Source organism: Agromyces sp. NDB4Y10 (assembly GCF_001620055.1).
GTDB classification, from domain to species: Bacteria; Actinomycetota; Actinomycetes; order Actinomycetales; family Microbacteriaceae; genus Agromyces; species Agromyces indicus.
Window position 1 is genome coordinate 249,180 of record NZ_LQGY01000014.1, and the last position, 22,172, is coordinate 271,351.

At 72.6% G+C, this 22,172-nt stretch carries 24 protein-coding genes; 15 read left to right on the forward strand and 9 right to left on the reverse strand.

The window, feature by feature from the left end:
* Nucleotides 1-25 precede the first annotated feature (25 nt).
* Nucleotides 26-1,270 carry an ROK family protein gene (locus tag AVP42_RS04205; RefSeq protein WP_067946389.1) on the reverse strand — a complete coding sequence of 415 codons (1,245 nt, stop codon included), beginning with the start codon at nucleotides 1,268-1,270 and terminating at the stop codon, nucleotides 26-28.
* 129 nt (nucleotides 1,271-1,399) lie between these two features.
* Here AVP42_RS04205 and AVP42_RS04210 point away from each other — a divergent pair, with 129 nt between their 5' ends.
* The 6 genes from AVP42_RS04210 (at nucleotide 1,400) to AVP42_RS04235 (ending at nucleotide 7,764) form a co-directional block, all read left to right on the forward strand.
* Nucleotides 1,400-2,689, forward strand: a complete 1,290-nt coding sequence (locus AVP42_RS04210; protein ID WP_067946391.1) for an ABC transporter substrate-binding protein — start codon at nucleotides 1,400-1,402, stop codon at nucleotides 2,687-2,689.
* Between the two features lie 25 nt (nucleotides 2,690-2,714).
* Complete coding sequence (locus AVP42_RS04215; RefSeq protein ID WP_082846979.1) at nucleotides 2,715-3,683, forward strand: carbohydrate ABC transporter permease; 969 nt, start codon at nucleotides 2,715-2,717, stop codon at nucleotides 3,681-3,683.
* On the forward strand, nucleotides 3,680-4,603 hold the full coding sequence (locus AVP42_RS04220; RefSeq protein WP_082846980.1) for a carbohydrate ABC transporter permease: 924 nt from the start codon (nucleotides 3,680-3,682) through the stop codon (nucleotides 4,601-4,603). The genes AVP42_RS04215 and AVP42_RS04220 overlap by 4 nt, the downstream gene beginning before the upstream one ends.
* 63 nt (nucleotides 4,604-4,666) lie before the next feature.
* On the forward strand, nucleotides 4,667-6,328 hold the full coding sequence (locus tag AVP42_RS04225) for an alpha-amylase family glycosyl hydrolase (RefSeq protein ID WP_067946395.1): 1,662 nt from the start codon (nucleotides 4,667-4,669) through the stop codon (nucleotides 6,326-6,328).
* A gap of 87 nt (nucleotides 6,329-6,415) precedes the next feature.
* Entirely contained in the window at nucleotides 6,416-7,045 is a 630-nt protein-coding gene (locus AVP42_RS04230) for a class I SAM-dependent methyltransferase (protein ID WP_067946397.1), read from the forward strand.
* The gene (locus AVP42_RS04235) at nucleotides 7,042-7,764 is read left to right on the forward strand and encodes an NAD-dependent deacylase (protein WP_067946399.1); all 723 of its coding nucleotides are present in this window, start codon (nucleotides 7,042-7,044) and stop codon (nucleotides 7,762-7,764) included. The genes AVP42_RS04230 and AVP42_RS04235 overlap by 4 nt, the downstream gene beginning before the upstream one ends.
* 222 nt (nucleotides 7,765-7,986) lie before the next feature.
* Here AVP42_RS04235 and AVP42_RS04240 read toward each other — a convergent pair whose 3' ends face one another.
* Nucleotides 7,987-8,718, reverse strand: coding sequence for an EI24 domain-containing protein (locus tag AVP42_RS04240; RefSeq protein ID WP_067946401.1), 732 nt, complete (start codon nucleotides 8,716-8,718; stop codon nucleotides 7,987-7,989).
* Nucleotides 8,719-8,870: 152 nt separating this feature from the next.
* Here AVP42_RS04240 and AVP42_RS04245 point away from each other — a divergent pair, with 152 nt between their 5' ends.
* Genes AVP42_RS04245 through AVP42_RS04255 form a run of 3 tightly spaced genes read left to right on the forward strand, consistent with a single transcriptional unit; the run spans nucleotide 8,871 to nucleotide 10,893 of the window.
* Nucleotides 8,871-9,812: a cytochrome b/b6 domain-containing protein gene (locus AVP42_RS04245; protein ID WP_067946404.1), complete on the forward strand. Its 942-nt coding sequence runs from the start codon at nucleotides 8,871-8,873 to the stop codon at nucleotides 9,810-9,812.
* A gap of 27 nt (nucleotides 9,813-9,839) precedes the next feature.
* Nucleotides 9,840-10,034: a hypothetical protein gene (locus AVP42_RS04250; protein WP_067946406.1), complete on the forward strand. Its 195-nt coding sequence runs from the start codon at nucleotides 9,840-9,842 to the stop codon at nucleotides 10,032-10,034.
* A gap of 22 nt (nucleotides 10,035-10,056) precedes the next feature.
* Nucleotides 10,057-10,893, forward strand: a complete 837-nt coding sequence (locus AVP42_RS04255; protein ID WP_067946407.1) for an alpha/beta fold hydrolase — start codon at nucleotides 10,057-10,059, stop codon at nucleotides 10,891-10,893.
* Between the two features lie 42 nt (nucleotides 10,894-10,935).
* Here AVP42_RS04255 and AVP42_RS04260 read toward each other — a convergent pair whose 3' ends face one another.
* The 5 genes from AVP42_RS04260 to speB all read right to left on the reverse strand — a co-directional run bounded on the left by AVP42_RS04260 (nucleotide 10,936) and on the right by speB (nucleotide 15,626).
* Nucleotides 10,936-12,003, reverse strand: coding sequence for a PHP domain-containing protein (locus AVP42_RS04260; protein WP_067946409.1), 1,068 nt, complete (start codon nucleotides 12,001-12,003; stop codon nucleotides 10,936-10,938).
* Between the two features lie 94 nt (nucleotides 12,004-12,097).
* Nucleotides 12,098-12,745 carry a cyclase family protein gene (locus tag AVP42_RS04265; RefSeq protein ID WP_067946527.1) on the reverse strand — a complete coding sequence of 216 codons (648 nt, stop codon included), beginning with the start codon at nucleotides 12,743-12,745 and terminating at the stop codon, nucleotides 12,098-12,100.
* A gap of 11 nt (nucleotides 12,746-12,756) precedes the next feature.
* Complete coding sequence (locus AVP42_RS04270; protein WP_067946411.1) at nucleotides 12,757-14,136, reverse strand: cytosine permease; 1,380 nt, start codon at nucleotides 14,134-14,136, stop codon at nucleotides 12,757-12,759.
* Between the two features lie 29 nt (nucleotides 14,137-14,165).
* Nucleotides 14,166-14,597: a nuclear transport factor 2 family protein gene (locus AVP42_RS04275; RefSeq protein ID WP_067946413.1), complete on the reverse strand. Its 432-nt coding sequence runs from the start codon at nucleotides 14,595-14,597 to the stop codon at nucleotides 14,166-14,168.
* Nucleotides 14,598-14,654: 57 nt separating this feature from the next.
* Nucleotides 14,655-15,626, reverse strand: coding sequence for an agmatinase (gene speB / locus AVP42_RS04280; RefSeq protein ID WP_067946415.1), 972 nt, complete (start codon nucleotides 15,624-15,626; stop codon nucleotides 14,655-14,657).
* A 114-nt stretch (nucleotides 15,627-15,740) separates the two neighbouring features.
* Between speB and AVP42_RS04285 the strand changes: the two genes are divergently transcribed.
* The 4 genes from AVP42_RS04285 (at nucleotide 15,741) to AVP42_RS04300 (ending at nucleotide 18,837) form a co-directional block, all read left to right on the forward strand.
* Nucleotides 15,741-16,322, forward strand: a complete 582-nt coding sequence (locus tag AVP42_RS04285) for a helix-turn-helix domain-containing protein (protein ID WP_067946417.1) — start codon at nucleotides 15,741-15,743, stop codon at nucleotides 16,320-16,322.
* Between the two features lie 90 nt (nucleotides 16,323-16,412).
* Complete coding sequence (locus AVP42_RS04290) at nucleotides 16,413-17,633, forward strand: AI-2E family transporter (protein ID WP_082846981.1); 1,221 nt, start codon at nucleotides 16,413-16,415, stop codon at nucleotides 17,631-17,633.
* Nucleotides 17,630-18,016, forward strand: coding sequence for a hypothetical protein (locus AVP42_RS04295; protein WP_231878537.1), 387 nt, complete (start codon nucleotides 17,630-17,632; stop codon nucleotides 18,014-18,016). The genes AVP42_RS04290 and AVP42_RS04295 overlap by 4 nt, the downstream gene beginning before the upstream one ends.
* A 5-nt stretch (nucleotides 18,017-18,021) precedes the next feature.
* On the forward strand, nucleotides 18,022-18,837 hold the full coding sequence (locus tag AVP42_RS04300; RefSeq protein WP_067946418.1) for a nitroreductase family protein: 816 nt from the start codon (nucleotides 18,022-18,024) through the stop codon (nucleotides 18,835-18,837).
* A gap of 37 nt (nucleotides 18,838-18,874) precedes the next feature.
* Here AVP42_RS04300 and AVP42_RS04305 read toward each other — a convergent pair whose 3' ends face one another.
* Nucleotides 18,875-19,342, reverse strand: coding sequence for an NUDIX domain-containing protein (locus tag AVP42_RS04305; RefSeq protein ID WP_197466948.1), 468 nt, complete (start codon nucleotides 19,340-19,342; stop codon nucleotides 18,875-18,877).
* Between the two features lie 255 nt (nucleotides 19,343-19,597).
* On the opposite strand from AVP42_RS04305, the gene AVP42_RS04310 reads away from it, so the two are divergent.
* Nucleotides 19,598-20,242 carry an SDR family oxidoreductase gene (locus AVP42_RS04310; protein WP_067946420.1) on the forward strand — a complete coding sequence of 215 codons (645 nt, stop codon included), beginning with the start codon at nucleotides 19,598-19,600 and terminating at the stop codon, nucleotides 20,240-20,242.
* A gap of 6 nt (nucleotides 20,243-20,248) precedes the next feature.
* On the opposite strand, the gene AVP42_RS04315 is transcribed toward AVP42_RS04310, so the two are convergent.
* Complete coding sequence (locus AVP42_RS04315) at nucleotides 20,249-21,190, reverse strand: phytanoyl-CoA dioxygenase family protein (RefSeq protein ID WP_067946422.1); 942 nt, start codon at nucleotides 21,188-21,190, stop codon at nucleotides 20,249-20,251.
* Nucleotides 21,191-21,280: 90 nt separating this feature from the next.
* Between AVP42_RS04315 and AVP42_RS04320 the strand changes: the two genes are divergently transcribed.
* Nucleotides 21,281-22,117 (forward strand): helix-turn-helix domain-containing protein, encoded by an 837-nt coding sequence (locus AVP42_RS04320; RefSeq protein WP_067946423.1) that lies wholly within the window; start codon nucleotides 21,281-21,283, stop codon nucleotides 22,115-22,117.
* The last annotated feature ends 55 nt before the right edge of the window (nucleotides 22,118-22,172 follow it).

Here is a 22,172-nt window from a genome sequence, read left to right on the forward strand (position 1 = left end):
CGGGGCGACCTGCCCGCGGCGCCCGTCACGCGGCGCCGCGGGCCGTCGGCGAGAGGTCGAGCGCCTGGTCGCGGAGCAGGTCGAGCGCGTGCTGGATGGCTCCGGTCGCCACGCACGCGTCGCCCAGGCGCGACGGCCGCAGCTCGGGTGCGGCGGGGTCGTCGCTCGTCGCGAGGAGCGCCGCGGTCCGATCGACCACGATCGGCATGGCGGTGGCCGCGGCGCCGCTCACGATGACGCGGTCGACGTCGAGCAGGTCGCTCAGTACGAGGCAGATCCGGGCGAGGCGGGCGGCGAGGCGGTCGACGATCGCCACGGCCGCCGGGTCGCCGGCGTCGGCGGCGCGCGCGACGTCGGCTTCGGTGAGGGCGTCGGGATCGAGGCCGCCGAGCGCGCTGTCGGCCGGCAGCCCGTCGCGGATCGCGTCGACCGCCCAGCGGCGGGCGAGCAGGGCGAGGCCGTCGGCCGAGCCGACGCCGTCGACGTGGTCGAGGAAGCGGAGCTCGCCCGCACCGCCGCGGCGGCCGCGGACGAGTCGGCGGTCGATCATGAGGCCGGCGCCCATGCCCTCGCCGACGATGAGCGCGATGAACGAGTCGACGTCGAGCCCGCCGCCGAGCGGCACCGAGGCTTCGGCGATGGCGGCGAGGTTGGCGTCGTTCTCGACCACGACGATCGCCGCCGTGCCGCGGAACTCGTCGACGTAACCGGGGTTGGTGAGGCTCCAGAACGGGTTCTCGGCGGGGGAGACGCCGTCCGCATCGACCGGGGCGGGAACGGCGACGGTGAGCGCGAGGAGTTCCGACTCCGAGGCGCCCGCGTCCTGCAGCGCCTCGTGCAGCGTGCGGCGGGCGAGCTCGCGACGTTCTGCGGCATCCGCGAGCCGTTCGATGCGGCCCGGGCCGGCGGCCGGGATGGCGGCGGCGCTGCGGCCGACGACGTTCCCGCGGAGGTCGGCGACGGTGGTCGAGACGTGGTCGTAGCCCGCGTCGATCCCGGCGACGAGGGCGGCGCGCTCGCGGAGGGCGTATCGCCGGGCGGGGCGGCCCTTGGTATAGGCGCCGACGGCCCGGGCGTCGCCGAGTTCCTCGAGCCAGCCCTGCTGCACGAGTTCGTCGCACACGCCGATCGTCGTGGAGCGCGTGAGGCCGGTCGCGGCCATGACGTCGGTCGCGGTGAAGGCGCCGGCGCGCCAGGCGTGCTCGAGGACGCGTCGGGCGTTCACCCGACGGAGTACCTGCGGCGACGTCGCCGCTTCGATCCGATCCACTGCTTGACCTTTCCTCGAGTCTCCGTCATTATTTACGACAACAAGTAAATCTACACTCTAAATTTACTTCCGTCAGGGTCGACGCGCTGCGAGGGCACCGGGCGGTCCCACGGACTCGAAGGAGACGACGTGCCAGCATCCCGCCCCGCCACCGGCCGCCGCCCGCGGCGCCGCACCCGCATCGCGGTCGCGCTCGCCGGCGTCCTCGCCACGACGCTCGCCATGTCGGCATGCGCCCGCCCCGGCTCGACCGGGCCCGCCGAGATCACCTTCCACATGTCCAAGCCCGAGGCCATCCCGTACTTCCGCGACCTCGTCCGCCAGTTCAACGGTGAGCAGTCCGACGTGCGCGTCACCCTCGACACGGCCTCGAACCTCTCGGCGGGATTCCTCCGCGGCAACCCGCCCGACGTCGGGCTCCTGAACTACAACATGGAGATGGCGCGCTTCATGGAGCGCGGCGCGCTGAGCGACCTCTCCGACATGCCCGAGGCCGACCGCATCCGGCCCGACGTGCAGGAGCTCGTCGACCAGTACGCGACCTACCCCGGCCGCACGAGCGTCCTGCCGTACTCGGTCGCCGCGGCATCCGTCATCTACAACGTCGCCATGTTCGAGGAGCAGGGCCTCGAGGTGCCCAAGACCTGGGACGAGTTCGTGGAGGTCTGCGAGACCCTCGAGGCGGCCGGCATCACGCCGATCTACAGCACGTACAAGGATCCGTGGACGGTGGGGCAGGGGCTCTTCGACTACACCGTCGGCGGCAGCATCGACGTCGCCGGGTTCTACGAGCAGATGAACGAGCTCGGCACCGAGGTCGGGCCCGACTCGCCGGTGTCGTTCCAGAAGACCCTCGCCGAACCGGTCGAGCGGATGCTGCAGGTCGCCGACTACTCGCAGCCCGGCGCCGAGAGCCGCGGCTACGGCGACGGCAACGTCGCCTTCGCGAACGAAGAGGCGGCCATGTACTTCCAGGGCCCGTGGGCGCTCGGCGAGATCGCCAAGACCAACCCCGACCTCGAGCTCGGCACCTTCCCGCTGCCCGTGACCGACGACCCCGACGACCTCAAGGTGCGGGTGAACCTCGACCTCGCCCTGTGGATCCCCGAGTCCGGCACCGACCAGGAGGCCGCGCGCACGTTCGTCTCGTACCTGATGCAGAAGGACGTCATGGACGACTACAACGCCGCCTTCCTCGGCTTCGGCACGACGACGGATGCCGCGCCCGTGACCGACGAGCGGATCATCGGCATGCAGGAGTACTACGACGACGGCCGGTTCTACCAGGGCCCCTCGCGCGCCATCCCGCTCACGATCCCGACCGACAACTACATCCAGTCCATGGTGACCGGCGGAGACCCGCAGCGGATCCTCGCCACCCTGGACGCCGACTGGGCCCGCCTCGCGCTGCGCGGCTGACCCGGCGAACCGAGAGGACTCCGACATGACGACGCCGATCTCGCCGGCCGCCGCAGCGGCAGGCTCACTCGTCGACGAGGCCGAGCACGGCCGCGTCGACCACCCGGCCGGCGGCAGGCACGACCGCCGCGGCGGGGCCAGGGTCGACCCGATCTACTACTGGTTCCTGGTACCCACGCTGGCGCTCTTCACGCTCGCGATCACCGTCCCGGCGGTGCTCGGCATCTTCTACTCGTTCACCGACTTCATCGGGTTCGGCGAGTGGCAGTTCATCGGGCTGACCAACTACATCGCCGTGTTCTCCGACCCCGCGATCCTCGCCAGCTACGGCTTCACGTTCGGGTTCGCGATCGTGACGGTGCTGCTCGTGAACGTGATCGCGTTCCTGCTCGCCGTCGGGCTGACCTCCCGGATCCGGCTGAAGGCGCCGCTGCGCGCGATCTTCGTGATCCCCATGGTGATCTCCGGCATCATCATCGCCTACGTCTTCAACTTCCTGTTCTCGAACTCGCTGCCGTCGCTCGGCGCCGACGCGGGCATCCCGTGGCTGTCCGAGTCGATCCTCGCGAACCCCGACCTCGCGTGGCTCGCGATCGTGATCGTCGCCGCCTGGCAGTCGATCCCGGCGACGCTGCTCATCTACATCGCCGGGCTCCTGTCGATCCCCGGCGAGGTGTACGAGGCGGCCGACATCGACGGGGCCGGCGCTGCGCGCCGACTCTGGTCGGTCACGCTCCCGCTCGTGGCGGGCTACGTGGTGATCAACGTGATCATCGGCTTCAAGAACTACCTGAACGTGTACGACGTGATCGTCGGCCTCACCAACGGCGGCCCGGGCACCGCCACCCGCAGCATCGCGATGACGATCTTCACCGGCTTCACCGGCGGCGACTACGCGTACCAGATGGCCAACGCGACCATCTTCTTCGTCATCGCCGTGACCATCTCGGTGCTCCAGCTCCGACTCACCCGCGGAAAGGCGGCGATCCGATGACCCAGGCAGCAGTGAAGCGGCCCGCCGCTTCCGTCACGACCCCCGCCCGTCCGGAGGCGACCGCGACGACGGTGCGCCGTCGCCGGGGCCGCGTCGGCCAGGAGCGCACCAACTGGACCACCATGGTGATCCTCCTCCTCTGCGCGCTCACCGTCCTCCTGCCGCTGTACGTCACCGTGATGATGTCGATGAAGTCGACCTCGCAGGCGGTCGACGGCAACGCCTTCTCGCTGCCGAACCCCATCGACCTCTCCGGCTTCGCGCAGGCGTGGGAGCTCACGAACTTCCCGGTCGCCTTCACGATCTCGCTGCTGGTGACCGCTGGCACGGTGATCGGCACCGTGCTGCTCGCCGCACTCGCGTCGTACGCGATCGTCCGCAACTGGGAGCGCCGCTTCTTCCGCTGGTCGTTCTTCTACCTGCTCGCGGCGATGTTCCTGCCGTTCCCGGTCGTGGCGCTGCCGCAGATCCAGCTCACGGGCCTCGCCGGGCTCGCCAACCCGGTGGGCGTCACCATCCTGCACATCATGTTCCAGCTGTCGTTCAGCATCCTGCTGTTCACGGCGTTCCTCCGCTCGATCCCGCTCGAGCTCGAGGAGAGCGCCCGCATCGACGGCGCGACCACGTGGCAGACGTTCCGGCAGCTGATCTTCCCGCTCCTCGCGCCGATGAGCGCGACCGTCGCGATCTTCGCCTTCCTCGCGTCCTGGAACGACTTCATGATGCCGTCGCTGATCATCGCGGACTCCGCGCAGCAGACGCTGCCCGTCGTGCAGTCCATCTTCCAGACGCAGTTCAGCAACAACTACAACGTCTCGTTCGCGTCGTACCTCATGGCCATGGCGCCCGCCATCATCGTCTACCTGTTCACGCAGCGCTGGGTGATGGAGGGCGTGACGCAGGGCGCCGTGAAGGGCTGACCGACCGTGCCGACGCGACCGGACCGCACCTCCGCCTCCGAACCATCCGCCGAAAGGACCCCGATGACCGACCTCCTCGCCCGCGCCGACCGGACCCTGCTCCGGGACGACCCCGACTGGTGGCGGCACGCCGCGGTGTACCAAGTGTACCCGCGCAGTTTCGCCGACACCGACGGCGACGGGATCGGCGACCTCCGCGGCATCCGCTCGCGCGTGCCGTACCTGCGCCGACTCGGCATCGACGCGATCTGGCTGAGCCCGTTCTACCCGTCGGCCCTCGCCGACGGCGGGTACGACGTCGACGACTACCGCGACGTCGACCCGCGGCTCGGCACGCTCGACGACTTCGACGACCTCGTCGCCGACCTCCACGCCGCCGGCATCCGCATCATCGTCGACATCGTGCCGAACCACACGTCGAACCGGCACGAGTGGTTCGTCGAGGCGCTCGCCTCGCCGAAGGGATCGCCGGCGCGCGAACGCTACATCTTCCGCGACGGGCTCGGACCCGACGGGTCGCTGCCGCCCGCCGACTGGACGAGCGCGTTCGGCGGTCCCGCCTGGGAGCCCGTCGGCGACGGCCAGTGGTACCTGCACTACTTCGCGACCGAGCAGCCGGACCTCAACTGGGAGCACCCCGAGGTGCGCGAGGACTTCCTGCGCACGCTCCGGTTCTGGTCCGACCGCGGCGTCGACGGGTTCCGCATCGACGTGGCGCACGGCCTCGCCAAGCGGCTCGACGACGACCTGCCCGACCAGGCGACGCTCGACGCGCTGCCGCGCGACGGCGGCCACCCGCTCTGGGACCGCGACGAGGTCCACGACATCTACGCCGAGTGGCGCCGCGTCTTCAACGAGTACACGCCGCCGCGCACCGCCGTCGCCGAGGCGTGGGTCGACTCGTCGCGCCGGCCCCGCTACGCGAGCGTCGAGGGGCTCGGGCAGGCGTTCAACTTCGACCTCCTCGAGGCCCCGTTCGACGCGCGCGCGTTCCGCACCATCGTCGACGCGAACCTCGAGCTCGCCGCCCAGTCGGGCTCGTCGACGACCTGGGTGCTCTCCAACCACGACGTCGTGCGTCACGCCACGCGCTACGGGCTGCCGGAACCCGAGCCGGGCGAGAAGCACGGCGCGGCCTGGCTGCGGACGGGTGGCACCGAGCCCGAGCTCGACCGGGAGCGCGGCATCCGTCGCGCCCGGGCCGCCACGCTGTTCATGCTGGCGCTGCCCGGCTCGGCCTACCTCTACCAGGGCGAGGAACTCGGCCTGCACGAGGTGCCCGACATCCCCGCGGAAGCCCGGCAGGACCCGGCGTACTTCCGCAACCCCGGGGTCGACCTCGGCCGTGACGGATGCCGCGTGCCGCTGCCGTGGGCGACCACCGGCGCCTCGCTCGGCTTCGGGCCGGCCAGCGCGCACCTGCCGCAGCCCGCGTGGTTCGGCGACCACGCCGCCGAGGCGCAGGAGCACGACCCCGACTCGACGCTGTCGCTGTACCGGCGAGCCCTCGACCTCCGCGCCGAGCTGCGGACCGCCGAACGGCTCGAGTGGATCCCCGGCGGTCCGGTCCACGTCGTCCGCTTCCGCCGGCCCGGCGGCTGGGAGGTCGTCATGAACTTCGGCGCGGACCCGGTGCCGCTGCCCGAGGGCGAGGTGCTCGTGGCGAGCGGCCCGCTCGCGGACGGCGCCCTCCCCGGCGAGACGACGGCCTGGCTGCGCCGCTGACCGAGCCCCGCGCGGACTCCGGCCGGTCACCGACCCCGGGGTCCGCGCGGCCTTGACGGCCGGGCCCGCGCGTGGTCGCATGGCCGGGTGGATGCCGCGCGGCCCGAGCTCATCTCCGACGACGCGCTCGACGACCTCGAGCGCGAGGCCATCGGGCGGGTGCGCGGCCGCGTGCTCGAGATCGGGGCGGGCGAAGGCGAGAACTTCGGCGCCTTCGACCACGACGTCGAGTGGATCGGCCTCGAACCCGACGCCGGCCGCCGCGCCGAGCTCGCCGTCCGCGCGCGCGGGTGGGGCCACCGCAGCGAGGTGCTCGACGCGGTCGCCGAGCGCATCCCGCTGCCCGACGCCTCGGTCGACGCGGTCGTCGGCACGTACGTCCTCTGCTCGGTCGACGACCAGGCCGCGGCGCTCGCCGAGGTGCGACGTGTCCTCCGCCCGGGCGGTCGCGTCGTGTTCGTCGACCACGTCGTCGCCCCGCCGCGCACCTTCAAGCGGGCGCTGCAGCGCGCGGTCACGCCGATCAGCGCGCGCTTCTGCCACAACTGCCACTGGGACCGGGACACGGGTCGGGCGCTCGCCGATGCCGGGTTCGCCGGCGACCACGTCCGCCTCGTGCGCGTGCCGTCGTTCCCACTCGGGCCGACCCGCGTGCTCGTCTTCGGCGGGCACGTGACGGATGCCGCCGGCTCGTCCGCGACGGGGGAGCGCCCGTGACCGCGACCCCGCGCATCGTCGTGCTCACGGGCGCCGGGATCTCCGCGGAGTCCGGCGTCCCGACGTTCCGCGACGCGGAGGGGCTCTGGGAGGGGCACCTCGTCGAGGACGTGGCGACGCCCGAGGCGTTCGAGCGCGACCCCGAGACCGTGCACCGGTTCTACGACGCGCGGCGGCGCGCCGTGGCATCCGTCGCCCCGAACCCGGCGCACGAGGCGCTCGCGCGGCTCGAGGCGGCGCTCGGCGACGACCTGCTGCTCGTCACGCAGAACGTCGACGACCTGCACGAGCGGGCGGGGTCGCGGCGCGTGCTGCACATGCACGGCGAACTCCGGCGGGCGCGCTGCATGGCCTGCGAGCAGCGCTCCGAGGCGACGGGCGACCTCATCGACGAGCCGCCGTGCCCGGCGTGCGGCGAGCGGATGCTGCGCCCCGACGTGGTCTGGTTCGGCGAGATGCCCTACGGCCTCGACGAGATCGACGCGGCCCTCGTCGGCTGCGAGCGGTTCGTGGCGATCGGCACGTCGGGCGCCGTGCATCCGGCGGCGGGCTTCGTGCTCACGGCGGCCGCGTTCGGCGCGGCCACCCTGGAGCTCAACCTGGCCGTCAGCGAGATCACCGAGTTCTTCGACGAGACGCGTCTCGGTCGCGCGGGCGAGCTCGTGCCGCGCTGGGTCGACGAGGTGCTCGCAGGCGGGGCGCCGTGGCGCCGCGCCTGAGCCGGGGCAGCATCGGCCGACGAGCGGATGCCGCGGGCCGCTCGTCTCGGCCCGCGGCATCCGCGGTCTCGCCCACCCCCGGTGCCCCCATCAGGGGCGACGCCGTGGACGGGGTTCCCGGTCCGATCCCCCGACGGGACCGGGACCCCGTCACCACCTACTTCCGACCGGACCGCCCGATCGGATGCACCCCGACGGAGATTTCCCGCCGAGCGCCGCGGATCAGGGCTCGTCGAGCATCCGCCGCGCCAGCATCGTCGCGCCCGCGACCGCGGCCGGCATGGTCGCGACGGCACCGAGCGGCACCAGGAAGCACAGCTGCGTGGCGACGCCGAAGCCGAGCAGGCGCCAGCGGTGCCGCCGGTACAGGGCGCGGCGGTCCGCGAAGGTGAGCCCGCGCGAGTCGAGCGCGCGCGCCGCGAGCTCGCGGGCGAGGATCCGGCCGGTGAGCACGGAGCCGAGCACCGCGGCCGCCACGCCGCCGACGACGGGGAGGAAGCCGACCGCGGCGACCGCCGCCGCGGAGACCAGGCCCTGCAGCATGAGGACGAGCCCGCCGCGCACGCCGCTCCAGAAGCTCGGGCCCTCGGCGGGCACCTCGCCGCCGACGTGCGATTCGACCCGCTTCCAGATCCGCTCGTAGAACGGGTCGCCGACGATGAGGGTGAGCGCCGTGAACGTCACGAACGCGAGCACGGCGGCCGCGGCGAAGACCACCACGGCGACGAGCGCGCGGAAGGCGTTGCGCCAGAACTCGTCCCAGCCGTCGGCGAACGGCGTGGCCCAGTCGACGAGGCCCGGCAGCCCGATGCCGAGCGCGACGAGGCCCCACACGAGCACGGCGAACACGATCGCGGCCGGCACGAGCCCGAGCAGCATCACCCCGGGGTCGACCCGCCAGAACCCGAAGCCGCGCAGCAGGGTGCGAGCGCCGTCGGCGAGATCCCTCAGCATCGGGCCAGCATAGGCGCGCCCGGGCACGCGCCGCGGTGCGACGCGGTGTTGCGGGACCGTCACGCGCTCACAGCAGACGGCGATATCGTCGGAGGCATCCGTCACCGCCCGCAGGATGACGAACCCCGCCGCAGAAGGACCCCGCCCGGAAGATGACCGTGACCCAGACGAAGCCCTCACGTGCCGCCGAATGGTGGCGTGCGCAGCGGAAGCGGGTGCTGTGGGGCGCCGCCATCGCCCTCGTCGTGCTCGTCGTCGCCGTCGTCGTCGCGCGGCTGCTCCGCGGCCTGCCCGCGGTCGAGGCGTTCGTCGCCGAGTACCCGGGCATCGTGCCGCCGCCCGAGGGGGCTCCCGTCGGCATCCCCGCCTGGCTCGGCTGGCAGCACTTCCTCAACGCGTTCTTCCTCGTGCTGCTCGTGAAGACCGGCCTCGAGCTGCGCTCCAAGCGCCGCCCGCCCGGGTTCTGGACCCGCGACAACACGCGCTGGCCCCGCACCGCCCGGCCGCCGCGCCGCCTGGGCATCTGGCTCTGGTTCCACCTGTGGCTCGACGCGCTCTGGGTGCTCACCGGCGTGAGCTACGTCGTGCTGCTCCTCGCCACGGGGCAGTGGGTGCGCATCGTGCCCACCGACTGGGCGGTCGTGCCGAATGCGCTCTCGGCGGCGCTGCAGTACGCGTCGCTCGACTGGCCCGTCGAGGACTCGTGGGTCGTGTACAACTCGCTGCAGCAGCTGGCCTACTTCACCGTCGTCTTCATCGCCTCGCCGCTCGCGATCCTCACGGGCCTGCGGCTCTCGTCGGTGTGGCCCGTCGAGGGGCGCCTCGCGGCTCCCGCGGGCGAGCGGATGGCGCGTGCCGTCCACTACCCGGTCATGCTGTTCTTCCTCGCCTTCACGTTCGTGCACGTGGTGCTCGTCTTCACGACCGGCGCGCTGCGCAAGCTCAACCAGATGTACACCGCGCGCGACACCGACGACTGGCTGGGCTTCGGGGTGTTCGCGCTGTCGGTCGTGGTCATGGTGGTCGCCTGGGTCGTCGCGAAGCCGCCGCTGCTCAAGCGGATCGCCGCCGCATCCGGACGCGTCCAGGGCTGACCCGGCCGGGTTCGCTAGGCTCGCCTGATGAGCCGCACCCTCTGGATCGTCCTCGGCGTCATCGTCTCCGTCGCCATCGCCTGGTTCGTCGTCGACCTCGTCTTCAGCGTCGTCTGGTTCGTCGTGAAGCTCGCGATCGTGGCGGTGGTCGCGGTCGTGGTGTTCTTCGTGCTGCGGTCCTGGCTCGGCCGTTCCCGCGACCGACGCGAGGTCGAGCGCTGACCGGGGCCCGACCCGCAGTCGCATGATCCGCACGGTCGACGTCGCCCGACCCGACGGGCGCACCATCCGCGCCGTCGAGGCGGGATCGACCGCGCCCGACGCCCCGACGGTGATGTGGCACCACGGATCGCCGCACACGGGCGAGCCGGTGCCGCCGCTCGTCGCCGCGGCCGAGCGTCGCGGCATCCGTCTCATCACCTACGCCCGTCCCGGGTACGGGGCGTCGACGCCGCAGCCGGATCGCGACGTCGCCTCGGCCGCCGGAGACGTCGCCGCGATCGCCGACGCGCTGGGCGTCGACCGGTTCGCCGTGCTCGGCTACTCCGGCGGCGGCCCGCACGCGCTCGCGTGCGCCGCGCTGCTGCCCGGTCGCGTCACCGCCGCAGCGACCCTGGCGGGGATCGCGCCGTACGTCGCCGCCGACGAGTGGTTCGCGGGCATGCACGCGCCCGCCGGCCTCCGGGCGGCGGCGACCTCGCGCGATGCGCGCCTGCGCCACGCCGAGCACGACGAGTTCGACCCCGGCCAGTTCGTCGACACCGACTGGGCCGCCCTCGAGGGGGAGTGGGCGGCGCTCGGCCAGGACGCGCAGCGCGCCGAGGCCGACGGGCCGGGCGGACTCGTCGACGACGACGTCGCCTTCACCCGGCGGTGGGGGTTCGACCTCGGCGACGTGCGCGTCCCCACCCTCCTCGTCCACGGCGAACGCGACCGCGTGGTGCCGCGGGCGCACGCCGTCCGCACGCTCGCGGCGCTGCCGGACGCGCGGCTCTGGATGCGACTCGACGAGGGCCACGTCGCGGTGCTCGCGGTCGTGCCCGACGCGCTCGACTGGCTCGTCGAGCGGTCCGCCGGCTGACGCAACGCGGCCGCGCGGTCGCGCGGTCGGCGCGGCGCACGGTCAGCGCGTCTTCGCGCCCGCCCACTCCACGAGCCGGTCCGCATCCCACGTGGTGATGATCCGCTCCGGCGGGATCCCCGCGGCCTCGGCACGCGCGGCGCCGAGTGCGAGGAAGCCGAAGTGCCCCGGTGCGTGTCCGTCGCTGTCGATCGAGAAGCGGCATCCGGCGTCGAGCGCCATCGCGATGAGCTCGTCGGGCGGGTCCTCGCGTTCGGGGCGCGAGTTGATCTCGACGGCGACGTCGTACTCGGCGCACGCCGCGAACACCGCCTCGTGGTCGAACTCCGACTGGGGGCGCGTGCCGCGCGACCCCTTCACGAGGCGGCCGGTGCAGTGGCCGAGCACGTTCGTGTGCGGGTCGCGGATGGCTCGCAGCATCCGCTTCGTCATCTCGTCGCGCGGGGCGCGCAGCTTCGAGTGCACGCTCGCGACCACGATGTCCAGCCGCTCGAGCAGGTCGGGGCGCTGGTCGAGCGTGCCGTCCTCGAGGATGTCGACCTCGATGCCCGTGAGGATCCGCACGCCCAGGTCGCCGCGCGAGCGCGGGTCGGGTTCGTCGCCCTCGCCGCGGCCCGACTCGCCGAGCCCGGCGTTCAGGGCGGCGACGATGTCGAGCTGCGACTCCAGTCGCTCGGGCGAGAGGCCGTTCGCCACGCGCAGGCTCGGCGAGTGGTCGGTGAGGGCGAAGTAGGCGAGCCCGGCGGATGCCGCGGCGCGGGCCATCGCGGCGATGCTCGTCGTGCCGTCCGACCAGTCCGAGTGGGCGTGCAGGTCGCCCCGCAGCTGCGCGCGCAGACCCGTGGCGGACTGGGCGCCCGCCTTCTCGCGCAGGTCGGCGAGGTACGTCGGCACGCGGCCGTCGAGCGCGTCGACGATGACGCCGAAGCTCGAGTCGCCGATGCCCGGCGTCCGCTTCAGGCGTCCGTCAGCGGCGCGCGCCCGCAGCTCGTCCTCGGACCAGGGGCCGATCACCCCGGCCGCGCGCCGGAACGCCTTGGCCTTGAACGGCGACGCGAGCTGCACCTCGAGCAGCGTCGCGGTCTCCTCGAGCGCCTGCACCGGGTCCATCGCCCCAGTCTGCCCCGGCTCGTCCCGGTGGTCGAGGGGCACCGCGCACCGAGACCACCTCGGGGCGCGGGGTCTCGGTACGACGCTGGCGCGCCTACTCGACCAGCGGGGGCCCGGCGAAGGCGACCGCGCGGACGGGCGCGCCGTCACCGCCGAGGCGGATCGGGAAGAACCCGATCCGCACGCGCGTCGGCAGGTCGCCGAGGTTGGCGAGGTTCTCGACGATGAGCCCGTCGCCGCCGAGCACGACCTCGTGCACGGGGAACGAGGTCGTGCCCGCGGCATCCGTCGGGTCGGGGCTCAGCGTGTCGACGGCGAGCACCCGCATGCCGCGGTCGACGAGTTCCTGCGCGGCATCGCGTGCCAGCGACGGATGCCGCAGCGCGCGCTCGGTGCCGAACCACCGCCACCACCCCGTGTCGATCACCACGATCGGAGGCACCCGCTCGGGCAGCTCGCCCAGCCGGTCGAGCCCGTACGTCTCGCCGTCGTCGACCTCGCCGTCGAGGTGCACGACGAGCGCCTCGCCCACGAGCTCCTCGAGCGCGACATCGGCCATCGTCCGTCCGCCCGCGACGGTGTGCGAGGGCGCGTCGACGTGCGTGCCCGTGTGGGAGCCGAGCTCGAGCGCGGTCACCTCGGCGCCGTCGCGCTCGAGCTCGAGCGCCGGCGCGAGGTGCACCCCGGGGTCGCCGGGGTACACCATCATGCCGTCGGCGATGGGGTGGCTGAGGTCGCGCATCGAACCGGTCGTCACGCGTCGCGGGCGCCGCTGCGTGCCAGGTGGCGGCTCGGTTCGGCCGGGTGCGCCGACCGCTCGCGCAGCGACAGCACCAGATAGAGCACGAACGTGAGCACGAAGCCCGGGATCGTCGCGCCGATCGGCGTGGGCCACACGTACGTCCAGAGGTACACCGCGACCGCGCCGATCGCCCACGCGGCGACCGCGAACCAGTTGACCCCCGCGAGGTACCAGTAGCGCCCGCCCTTGGCGTTCAGGATGTCGGGCGTGTAGGCGCCGCGCTTGACGATGTAGTAGTCGGCGATCATGATCGCGAAGACCGGCGCGAACAGGGCGCCGATCGTCACGAGGAACGTCGTGAACTGCTCCAGCAGGCCGAAGAAGGTCGCGCCGATGATCGAGATCAGGCCGAGGATCAGCGCCGCGGGAAGGAACTTCACGCGCGTGCCGGGGACCGCGTTGACGACCGTCGTGACCATGCCGTAGACGACCATCGTGTTCGTCGCCATCACCGAGGTGAAGATGACGACGGCGAGCGGCCAGCCGAACGGCTCGACGATGGTCACCGGGTCGAACGGGATCGCCTCGCCGCCGGAGAGGATGACGTACGAGATCGCGGTCGCGCCGAGCGACATGGCGATGATGGTCGACAGGCTGTAGCCGATGCCCGAGCCGATGATGCCCGCGCGGCTCGTCTTGGCGAACCGGTTGAAGTCGGCCGACAGGACGGTCCACGAGATCGCCGTCGCGATGACGACGTCGAGCACCAGGATCGGCGTGTACCCGATGGACTCGTCGACCGGGATCGACTGGAACTCGGCGGGCGTGAACGTTGTGAACGCGGTGATGAAGATGAACGCCATGATCGCGAGCATGATCGCGGCGAGCCACGGCTCGATGCGCGCGATGCCCTCGTGGCCGAAGATGGCGAGGATCACGACGATCGTCTGGCAGACGACCGCCCACAGCACGGGCATCGACACCCCGGTCACGGAGGCGACGATGAAGTCGAGCGCGATGCCGGCGAGCATCGCCTGCACCCAGCTCCAGCCCATGAGGATGATGACGTTCGCCGCGACCGGCACGAGGCTGCCGCGCGTGCCGAACGGCCCGCGCGTGAGCGCCATCGTCGGCAGCCCGGTGCGCGTGCCGATGTTGCCGACGGTGACGAGCACGACCGCGCCGACGAGCGTGCCGACGATGATGAGCAGGATCGCCAGGCCGTAGTCGATACCGGGCACGAAGAGCGTGCCGGTGAGCAGCGTCGTCACGACGAGGTTCGCGGCGAGCCAGATGAGGCCGATGCGCACGAGCGAGAACTCGCCGCGCACCGGGCCGGCGTCATCCGAGTTGCGCTCGAGGCGCTGTTCGAGGCGGGTGTAGAGCGACATTGCTGTGTCTCCTCGGTGGTGGGTGGGGTTCAGGCGTCGTCGTCGGCGGATGCCGCGTCGGCGGGGTCGGGGGAGAGGTGCTCGTGCACGGCGATGAGGTCGCCCGTGGCACCCGTTCGGAACACGATGGTCTCGCGCTCTCGGTACGACTCGCGGCCGTCGCCGGTCTCGACGGTCGTCGCGACGGAGTGGGTGAAGACGGCGCCGCCGGGCAGGGGCTGCACGTGCCGGTTCGTCGACTCGCACGACACGACGCGCCAGCCGCTCGCGACCCACTCGTCCCACAGCCGCTCGTAGGCGGCGCGGTCGTCGAGCCGGGCGGGCTCGGTGTGGAACACGAACGTGGCGTCGGGTGCGAACGTGGCGAAGTAGCGCGCCCCGTCGGTCGCGGCGAACGCGTCGACGATCTGGGATGCCGCGGCCTCGACCTCCTCGACGGACGGGGTTCGTGGTTCGGTCATGTCGCGGGCTCCTTCGCCTGGGGTCGTGGGTGGGGCGGTCTCGCTACGGGCGTCGCCCTAGTCGACCACCGGAGTCGAGCGGGGCGCCATGGCGCTCAGCAGTTCGTACGCGACGTGGCTCGCCGCGACGCCCGTGAGCTGGGCGTGGTCGTAGGCCGGGGCGACCTCGACGATGTCGGCGCCGACGATGTTCCGGTCGGCGAGCGCGCGGAGCATGCGGAGCAGCTCGCGGCTCGTGAGCCCGCCGGCCTCGGGGGTGCCGGTGCCGGGCGCGTGGGCGGGGTCGAGCACGTCGATGTCGATCGAGATGTACAGCGGCGCGTCGCCGATGCGGGCGCGGAGGCGCTCGATGGCGCTCGCGACGCCGTGCTCCTCGAGGTACTCGCTCGTGATGATCGAGAACCCGAGGCGCTCGTCGTCCTCGAGGTCGCTCTTGGCGTAGAGCGGGCCGCGGATGCCGACGTGCATGCTCGCGGTGAGGTCGATGAGGCCCTCCTCGCTCGCGCGGCGGAAGGGCGTGCCGTGCGTGGTGGGAGCGCCGAAATAGGTGTCCCACGTGTCGAGGTGCGCGTCGAAGTGGAGCACGGCGACCGGCCCGTGCTGCGCGTGGACGGCGCGCAGCAGCGGCAGGGCGATGGTGTGGTCGCCGCCGATCGCGAGGAGCCGTCCGGCGTTCGACTGCAGCTCGCGGGCGCCGGCCTCGACCTGCCGCACGGCCTCGGCGATGTCGAACGGGTTCACGGCGATGTCGCCGGCGTCGGCGACCTGCTGGGCGCCGAAGGGGAACACGTCCTGTGCGGGGTTGTAGGGACGCAGCAGCCGGGAGGCCTCGCGCACGTGCGCCGGGCCGAACCGGGCACCCGGCCGGTAGCTCACGCCCGAGTCGAACGGCACGCCGACGATCGCGACATCCGCCCGCTCGACCTGGTCGAGGCGCGGCAGGCGTGCGAAGGTGGCGATGCCCGCGAATCGCGGTACGACGCTCGCGTCGACCGGTCCGATCGGGGTGGACTCCGAAGAGGGTTGCATATTGAGAAACTTCCAGTACTGTTGAGACAACTTGCTCACACGGTACGCCTCGACGCGACCACGCGTCAAGGGCCGACGGATGCCGCGGCGCCCACCCGCGCGAGAGGAGCCCCAGTGCGACCCATCCACCCGTCCGCCACCGGCGGTCCGCCCATCGGCGCCAAGCTGCGCAGCACCCGCATGGCGCAGGGACTCACGCTCTCGCAGGTCGCCGAGTCGAGCGGCCTCAGCAAGGGCTTCCTCAGCCGGCTCGAACGCGACGAGACCTCGCCGAGCGTCGCCACCCTCGTGCAGCTCTGCCAGGTGCTCTCGCTGCCGGTCGGGGCGCTGTTCGCCGAGCCCGAGATCCAGAAGATCACACGTGCCGACGCGCCCCGCATCAACCTCGGCGGCGTGCACGTCGAGGAGCACCTCATGTCGCCCCGCGGCGAGGAACGCGTCCAGCTCCTGCGGTCGTCGCTCGAACCCGGCGCCCACGGCGGACACGAGCTCTACACCGTCAACTGCGATGTCGAGGTGCTCCACGTCGTCGCGGGCGCGGTCGAGGTGCGATTCGCCGACCGCACCGTCCGACTCGAGGCCGGCGATGCCCTCACCTTCCCCGGCCGCGAACCGCACACCTGGGTCGCCGACGACGACGCGCCCGCCGAGGTCGTGTGGGTGCTCGTCCCCGCGCCGTGGAGCGGGTCGGCGTAGCCGGCGGCATCCGCTCGCGCACCCTAGGCGGATCGGACACGGACCGCGAGGGGGCTGCGCGCCCGGCCGTGCCCGCCCTAGGGTCGAGCCATGATCTTCGTGAGGGGACGGAGCCGGCCGGTCCAGGCGGCGACGGAGGACGACGAGCACGAGACGCGCGACGGAGCGGGCGGGCCGATCTGGAACGACCGCCTCGGCCACTGGTCGATCCGGAGCCTGCAGGTGCTCATCGTCGGCGCGCTCGCCGCGGTCTCGATCTGGGCGCTCCTGCAGATCCGCCTGCTCGTGATCCCCGTGCTCGTCGCCCTCATCCTCGCCGCCGCGGCCGCACCGCTCGTCTCGCTCATGCGACGCAAGGGCTGGTCGCCGATGCTCGCCGCATGGACCACCCTCCTCGGCGGCATCATCGTGCTCGGCGGCGTCGTGACGCTCATCGTGTTCGCCGTGCGCGGCCAGTGGTCGCGACTGGCCGAGTCGGCCACCGAGGGCTTCGACGACCTCCTCGGATGGGTGCGCGACCTGCCGATCCCCATCGACCAGCAGCAGCTCGACGACGCGCGCGACGGCATCCTCGAATTCGTCACGAGTGCCGAGTTCGGGCAGGGCGCGCTCGCCGGCGTCACCCAGGCCACCGAGTTCCTGACCGGGCTCGTGCTCATGATCGTGGTGCTGTTCTTCTTCCTCAAGGACGGCGACCGCATCTGGGCGTTCTTCCTCCGGCCGTTCCGCGGCAGCCGGCTCGAACGCGGTCGGCGTGTCGGCCGCACGAGCGTCCGCGTGCTCGGCGGCTACGTGCGCGGCACCGCGATCATCGCCTTCGTCGACGCGCTCTTCATCGGCCTCGGCCTCGCGATCCTGCAGGTGCCGCTCGCGCTGCCGCTCGCGGTGATCGTGTTCCTGCTCTCGTTCATCCCCATCGTCGGCGCCACGCTCGCCGGGGCGCTCGCCGCGCTCGTGGCCCTCGTCGCCAACGGGCCGATCGTCGCCCTCATCGTCATCGCGATCGTCATCGGCGTGAACCAGATCGAGGGCAACTTCCTGCAGCCGGTCGTCATGGCGCAGTCGCTGAAGCTCCACCCCCTCGTCATCCTCATCGCGCTGACGGCCGGCACGATCCTCGGCGGCATCGTCGGCGCCGTCCTCGCGGTGCCGCTCACCGCGGTCGGCTGGGCCATCGTCAAGGTGTGGGACCGCGATGACCCGACGATCGACCAGCGACGCACGTTCCGACGACGAACCCGGCGGGTCATCGAGGCCGGCCGCACCGAACCCGCCCGCGCCGACTCGGCCGGCGGGGTGCCCACCGCATGAACCGCGGCATCCGCTCGACCCGCGGGCCGTCGCGCGCACCGACGGATGCCGCCCCGGCGCTGTTCACGGCCGCCGCGGCGAGCTACACGGCCAACTGCGCCCTCGGCGCCTCGGTCGCCGTGCGGCTCATCGACACCCGGAACTTCCGGTGGGTGCACCACGCCCTGTACATCGCCACGTTCGGGCTCGCGCTCGCCGCGTTCTCCTCGGCATGGTGGGGCCGGCCCCGCGACGCCGTCGGCTCGGCCGCGGCCGCGCTCGCCCCCGCCCTCGTGCCGCTCGCCGTCATCCCGTACGCGGGGACGCACACGCGGCGGCATCCGCTCATCGCCCTGACGGCCGCGCCGTTCATCGCCGCCGCCGCGATCCGATCCAGGAGGTAGCCCGCATGGAGCTGCTCGACGCCATCCGACGCCGCAAGACCACCAACGGCCCGTTCCTGCCCGACCCGGTCTCGGAAGAGCACCAGCGCACCCTCATCGAGGCCGCCGGCCGGGCGCCGTCGCAGCTGAACAGCCAGCCGTGGCGGTTCGTGCTCATCGAGGACCGCTCGACCATCGAGGCCATCGCGCGCATCTCCGGCGAGAGCATGACCGAGGCGATGTCGAACGGCACGTTCTTCGAGCGCTACAAGCCGTACTTCCGCTTCAGCCAGGCCGAGATGGACGAGAAGCGCTCGGGCATGCTCTTCGACAAGCTGCCCTCGGCGCTGCGGCCGTTCACGTCGCAGGTGTTCACCAAGCGCGGGCAGAAGCTCATGAACACGTTCGGGGTGCCGAAGACCCTCGGCGAGGAGAACCGCAAGCTCGTCGCCGGGTCGCCGCTGCTCATGGGCGTCATGCTCGACCGGTCGGAGTACCGGCCGGGGCAGTTGTCGTCGTTCTACTCGGTGTTCAGCATGGGCGCCGCGATGGAGAACGTGTGGCTCACGACCGTCGAGCTCGGGATGGGGATCCAGTTCATCTCGTTCCCCATGGAGGTGCCGGGCCGCTGGGAGGAGATCGTGCGCCTGCTCAAGGTGCCCGACGAGCTGGAGCTCATGGCCGTGTACCGGCTCGGGTACGTGCCCGTCGAGCAGCGGCGTCCGGCCATCGACTGGGTGAGCCACGAGCGCAAGCTGCCCTCGCAGGTGGTGTTCCGCGAGACGTGCGACACCCCGCAGACCGGATGGGACGAGCCGCTCCACCGGCCCGCCGGGTCGTAGCCCGCGCAGCCGGCGACCCGGGCGCGGAGGACGGCGGTCAGACGGCGGCGAGGTGCGCTTCGAGGCGGTCGAGCGCGGCGAGCTGGCCCTTCACGAGGAGCGTCCGCGCCTCCGCGACATCCGCCCACCGCGCCTGGTCGACCTCGGGGAACTCGGCCGTGCGCCCCGAGCGCGGCGGCCACTCCATCTCGAACGTGCCCGGCCGCAGCTCGGCCACCTCGAAGTCCGGCGCCTCGCCCGCGAACACGTGCAGCACCTTGCCCGACGACGCGCGCACGGTGCCGAGGTCGACGTAGTCGACGGATGGCGCGGGCACGCCGATCTCTTCGGCGAACTCCCGCAAGGCCGCGACCCGCGGCGACTCATCGCCCTCGAGCAGCCCTTTCGGGATCGACCACGCCTGCTCGTGCCGCTTCGCCCAGAACGGCCCGCCCATGTGCGCGACGAACACCTGCAGGGCGGGACTCCGGCGGAACAGCAGGATGCCCGCGCTCGTCACCGGCACGATCGAGCCGGGCTCACTTGGGCTTGACGAACGACCACAGCGCCGCGACGGCGAGGACCCCGCCGACCGCCACGATCCCCCCGATCGCCAGCCAGAGCACCGTCTCGATGTCGATGTCCATCCGCACCTCCCCGTGTGTGCGCCCCATTCTGCCGGGCCGGGCCTGCGCCGGGCCACCCCCGATTTCGCCGCCGCAGGTTGCCGCCGCGGCATCCGTCACTACGCTCGAAGCAACCGACGGAGGGGGACGGACGGATGACGAAGGTGCTGGTCATCGGAGGGCACGGGCGGGTCGCGCAGCAGGTCGAGCGACTGCTGGCGGGCCGGGGCGACGAGGTGGACGCGGTGATCCGCAACCCCGAGCACGCCGAGGACGTCGCGGCGACCGGGGCGAACCCGGTGGTGGCGGATGTCGAGACGCTCGACGTCGACGCGCTCGCCGAACTCATCGCCGGGCACGACGCGGTCGTGTGGTCGGCGGGCGCCGGCGGCGGCAACCCCGAGCGCACCCGCGCGGTCGACCACGACGCCGCGGTGCGATCGATGGATGCCGCCGAGCGCGCGGGCGTGCGCCGCTACGTGATGGTGTCGTACTTCGGTTCCCGCGTCGACCACCGCGTGCCCGCCGACAGCGCGTTCCGCCACTACGCCGACGCGAAGGCCGACGCCGACGAGCACCTGCGCTCGACCGGGCTCGACTACACGATCCTCGGCCCGTCGACGCTCGCCGACGGCCCCGGCACGGGCCGCATCGACACGACCGGCGAGGAGAGCGGGCAGGTCGACCGCGCGGATGTCGCGGCAGTGGTGGTCGCGACGCTCGACGAGCCGGCGACGATCGGGCGCACCATCCGCTTCAACAACGGCGACACGCCCATCGCCGAGGCGCTGCGGGGCTGACCGCGCTCACTCGGTGAACGGCACGCTCCCCGCGCTGCAGTACGAGCCGGGGGAGTGCACGAGGTGCGCGATGCGCAACTCGGCCGCGTCGTCGCCGGTCGTCTCCGGGCGCAGCGCTGGGTCGAGGTTCCACGCGAACGGCGCGGCACCCGGGTTGGCGCGCGCGTGCTCGCGCAGCGCGACGGGCAGCAGGCGCAGGCGCCGGTCGATCCACTCGGCGTCCCAGGGTCCCTCGGCGAGGATCTGCTCGGCCGCGCGGAACTCGTAGTAGATCGTGCGGCGGAGCCGGTTGCCCGTGACCGCCTCGGAGCCGTGCACGACCATCACGTCGTGCACGAGCACGTCGCCGGGCTCGAGCTCGACCTGGATCACGCCGGGCGCATCCCACCCGTACTCCTCCTGGAGCTGGCACACGTCGACGGGTGCGAGGTGCGAGCCGGGCGCGACCCGCAGCGCGCCCTCGCCCGCGCGCGAGGCGTCGAGGTACACGTCGATGTTGAAGATGCGGTGCGTGCGCGGGTGCACGGCGTCCTGGTGCCAGTCGATCGCGGCGCCGTCGCCCTCGTCCTTGAACACGAGCGACTCGTAGGTCGGCACGAAGTCCGGTCCGGCGAGGCTCTCGGCGATGCCCAGCACGGCGGGGCTGCCGAGCAGCTCCAGCGACGCCGCCTGGCCCTTGGCGTGCAGGTAGTCGACGCGAAACATGCGGCGCTCGCCGCCCCGCGTGGCCCACTGGTAGTCGGATGCCGCGGGGTCGCTCTCGTCGAGCGCGCAGCCGTCGGCGATCCACGCGTCTGCGGCGTCCTGCAGGCGGGCGAGCGTCGCGGTGGGGATGCGCCCGCGCAGCACGAGGTAGCCGTGCTCGTCGAAGAAGCGCACCTGCTCGGGCGTCAGGTGGTGGTCGGCAGCGGATGCCGCGGCGCGGGCGGCGGGCTCGGCGAGGGTCATGTCGGTCCTTCCTGTCGGCGGGTTCGCATCTCACGGTAGGTCGCACGATCGAGCAGGTCTTCCTGTCGAATGTGCGAGGATTCCGGGATCATGAGCTTCGACGTCGACGCAAGCGCACACGGAGCGAGGTCGTTCGGGCTCTCCTGCTGGCAGGGCGCGACCGCCGCCATGACGGTTGCGCACCGGCACGACGACCTCGAGCTCAACCTCTCGCCGGGCGGCCTCGACTACCTCGTCGACGGACGCGCCGTGCACATCCCGCCGCGCACGCTCGCGCTGTTCTGGGCGGCGAGGCCGCACCAGCTCCTGACCGACGCGTCGCGCGGCCTCGTCTCGTGGCTCACCGTCCCGCTCGGGACGGCGCTCGGCTGGCGGCTGCCCGGCGGGATGGTCCCGCGCCTGCTCGCGGGCGGATTCGCGCTGGTCCCCGCCGGGCCGGGGCTCGACCTCGAGGGTCGGGTCGGCGTGTGGGCCGGGGAACTCGCGGCGGGCGGCGAGGCCCGGCGTGCGGCATCCGCTGAGATCGAGGGGTTCGTGGGTCGGGCCGCGCTCGCCGCATCCGAGCCGCGAGCGGTCGAGTCGGCGGTCGCGGCCGGCGGCGGGCTGCGCCCGGACGCCGCCGCGATGGCCGCGTGGATCTCGGAGCACGCCGACGAGGAGGTGCGCGTCGACGACGTGGCACGCCAGGTGCACCTCGCACCGCAGCACGCCATGACCGTGTTCCGCCGGGCGCTCGGGATCACGATCGGCGAGTACCTCGCGCAGTGCCGCGTGGCGCGGGCCCAGCACCTGCTGCTCACGACCGACCTCGCGGTGCCCGACGTTGGCCACGCCGCCGGGTTCCGGTCGCAGAGCCAGTTCTACGCGCGCTTCCGCGAGCGCTGCGGCGAGGCGCCCGCGGCGTACCGCCGCCGCCTGCGCCCCTGACCGTCCTCCCCGTGATGCGTTTCTCAGGAGCGCCGGCGGAGGATCGCGGAACGCG

What these genes read in the sequence shown, in the direction of transcription:
- AVP42_RS04215 (WP_082846979.1), top strand. Translation starts at nt 2,715, where the DNA reads ATGACGACGCCGATCTCGCCGGCCGCCGCAGCGGCAGGCTCACTCGTC.
- AVP42_RS04220 (WP_082846980.1), top strand. Translation starts at nt 3,680, where the DNA reads ATGACCCAGGCAGCAGTGAAGCGGCCCGCCGCTTCCGTCACGACCCCC.
- AVP42_RS04225 (WP_067946395.1), top strand. Translation starts at nt 4,667, where the DNA reads ATGACCGACCTCCTCGCCCGCGCCGACCGGACCCTGCTCCGGGACGAC.
- AVP42_RS04240 (WP_067946401.1), bottom strand. Translation starts at nt 8,718, where the DNA reads ATGCTGAGGGATCTCGCCGACGGCGCTCGCACCCTGCTGCGCGGCTTC.
- AVP42_RS04245 (WP_067946404.1), top strand. Translation starts at nt 8,871, where the DNA reads ATGACCGTGACCCAGACGAAGCCCTCACGTGCCGCCGAATGGTGGCGT.
- AVP42_RS04250 (WP_067946406.1), top strand. Translation starts at nt 9,840, where the DNA reads ATGAGCCGCACCCTCTGGATCGTCCTCGGCGTCATCGTCTCCGTCGCC.
- AVP42_RS04255 (WP_067946407.1), top strand. Translation starts at nt 10,057, where the DNA reads ATGATCCGCACGGTCGACGTCGCCCGACCCGACGGGCGCACCATCCGC.
- AVP42_RS04260 (WP_067946409.1), bottom strand. Translation starts at nt 12,003, where the DNA reads ATGGACCCGGTGCAGGCGCTCGAGGAGACCGCGACGCTGCTCGAGGTG.
- AVP42_RS04265 (WP_067946527.1), bottom strand. Translation starts at nt 12,745, where the DNA reads ATGCGCGACCTCAGCCACCCCATCGCCGACGGCATGATGGTGTACCCC.
- AVP42_RS04270 (WP_067946411.1), bottom strand. Translation starts at nt 14,136, where the DNA reads ATGTCGCTCTACACCCGCCTCGAACAGCGCCTCGAGCGCAACTCGGAT.
- AVP42_RS04275 (WP_067946413.1), bottom strand. Translation starts at nt 14,597, where the DNA reads ATGACCGAACCACGAACCCCGTCCGTCGAGGAGGTCGAGGCCGCGGCA.
- speB (WP_067946415.1), bottom strand. Translation starts at nt 15,626, where the DNA reads ATGCAACCCTCTTCGGAGTCCACCCCGATCGGACCGGTCGACGCGAGC.
- AVP42_RS04290 (WP_082846981.1), top strand. Translation starts at nt 16,413, where the DNA reads ATGATCTTCGTGAGGGGACGGAGCCGGCCGGTCCAGGCGGCGACGGAG.
- AVP42_RS04295 (WP_231878537.1), top strand. Translation starts at nt 17,630, where the DNA reads ATGAACCGCGGCATCCGCTCGACCCGCGGGCCGTCGCGCGCACCGACG.
- AVP42_RS04300 (WP_067946418.1), top strand. Translation starts at nt 18,022, where the DNA reads ATGGAGCTGCTCGACGCCATCCGACGCCGCAAGACCACCAACGGCCCG.
- AVP42_RS04310 (WP_067946420.1), top strand. Translation starts at nt 19,598, where the DNA reads ATGACGAAGGTGCTGGTCATCGGAGGGCACGGGCGGGTCGCGCAGCAG.
- AVP42_RS04315 (WP_067946422.1), bottom strand. Translation starts at nt 21,190, where the DNA reads ATGACCCTCGCCGAGCCCGCCGCCCGCGCCGCGGCATCCGCTGCCGAC.
- AVP42_RS04320 (WP_067946423.1), top strand. Translation starts at nt 21,281, where the DNA reads ATGAGCTTCGACGTCGACGCAAGCGCACACGGAGCGAGGTCGTTCGGG.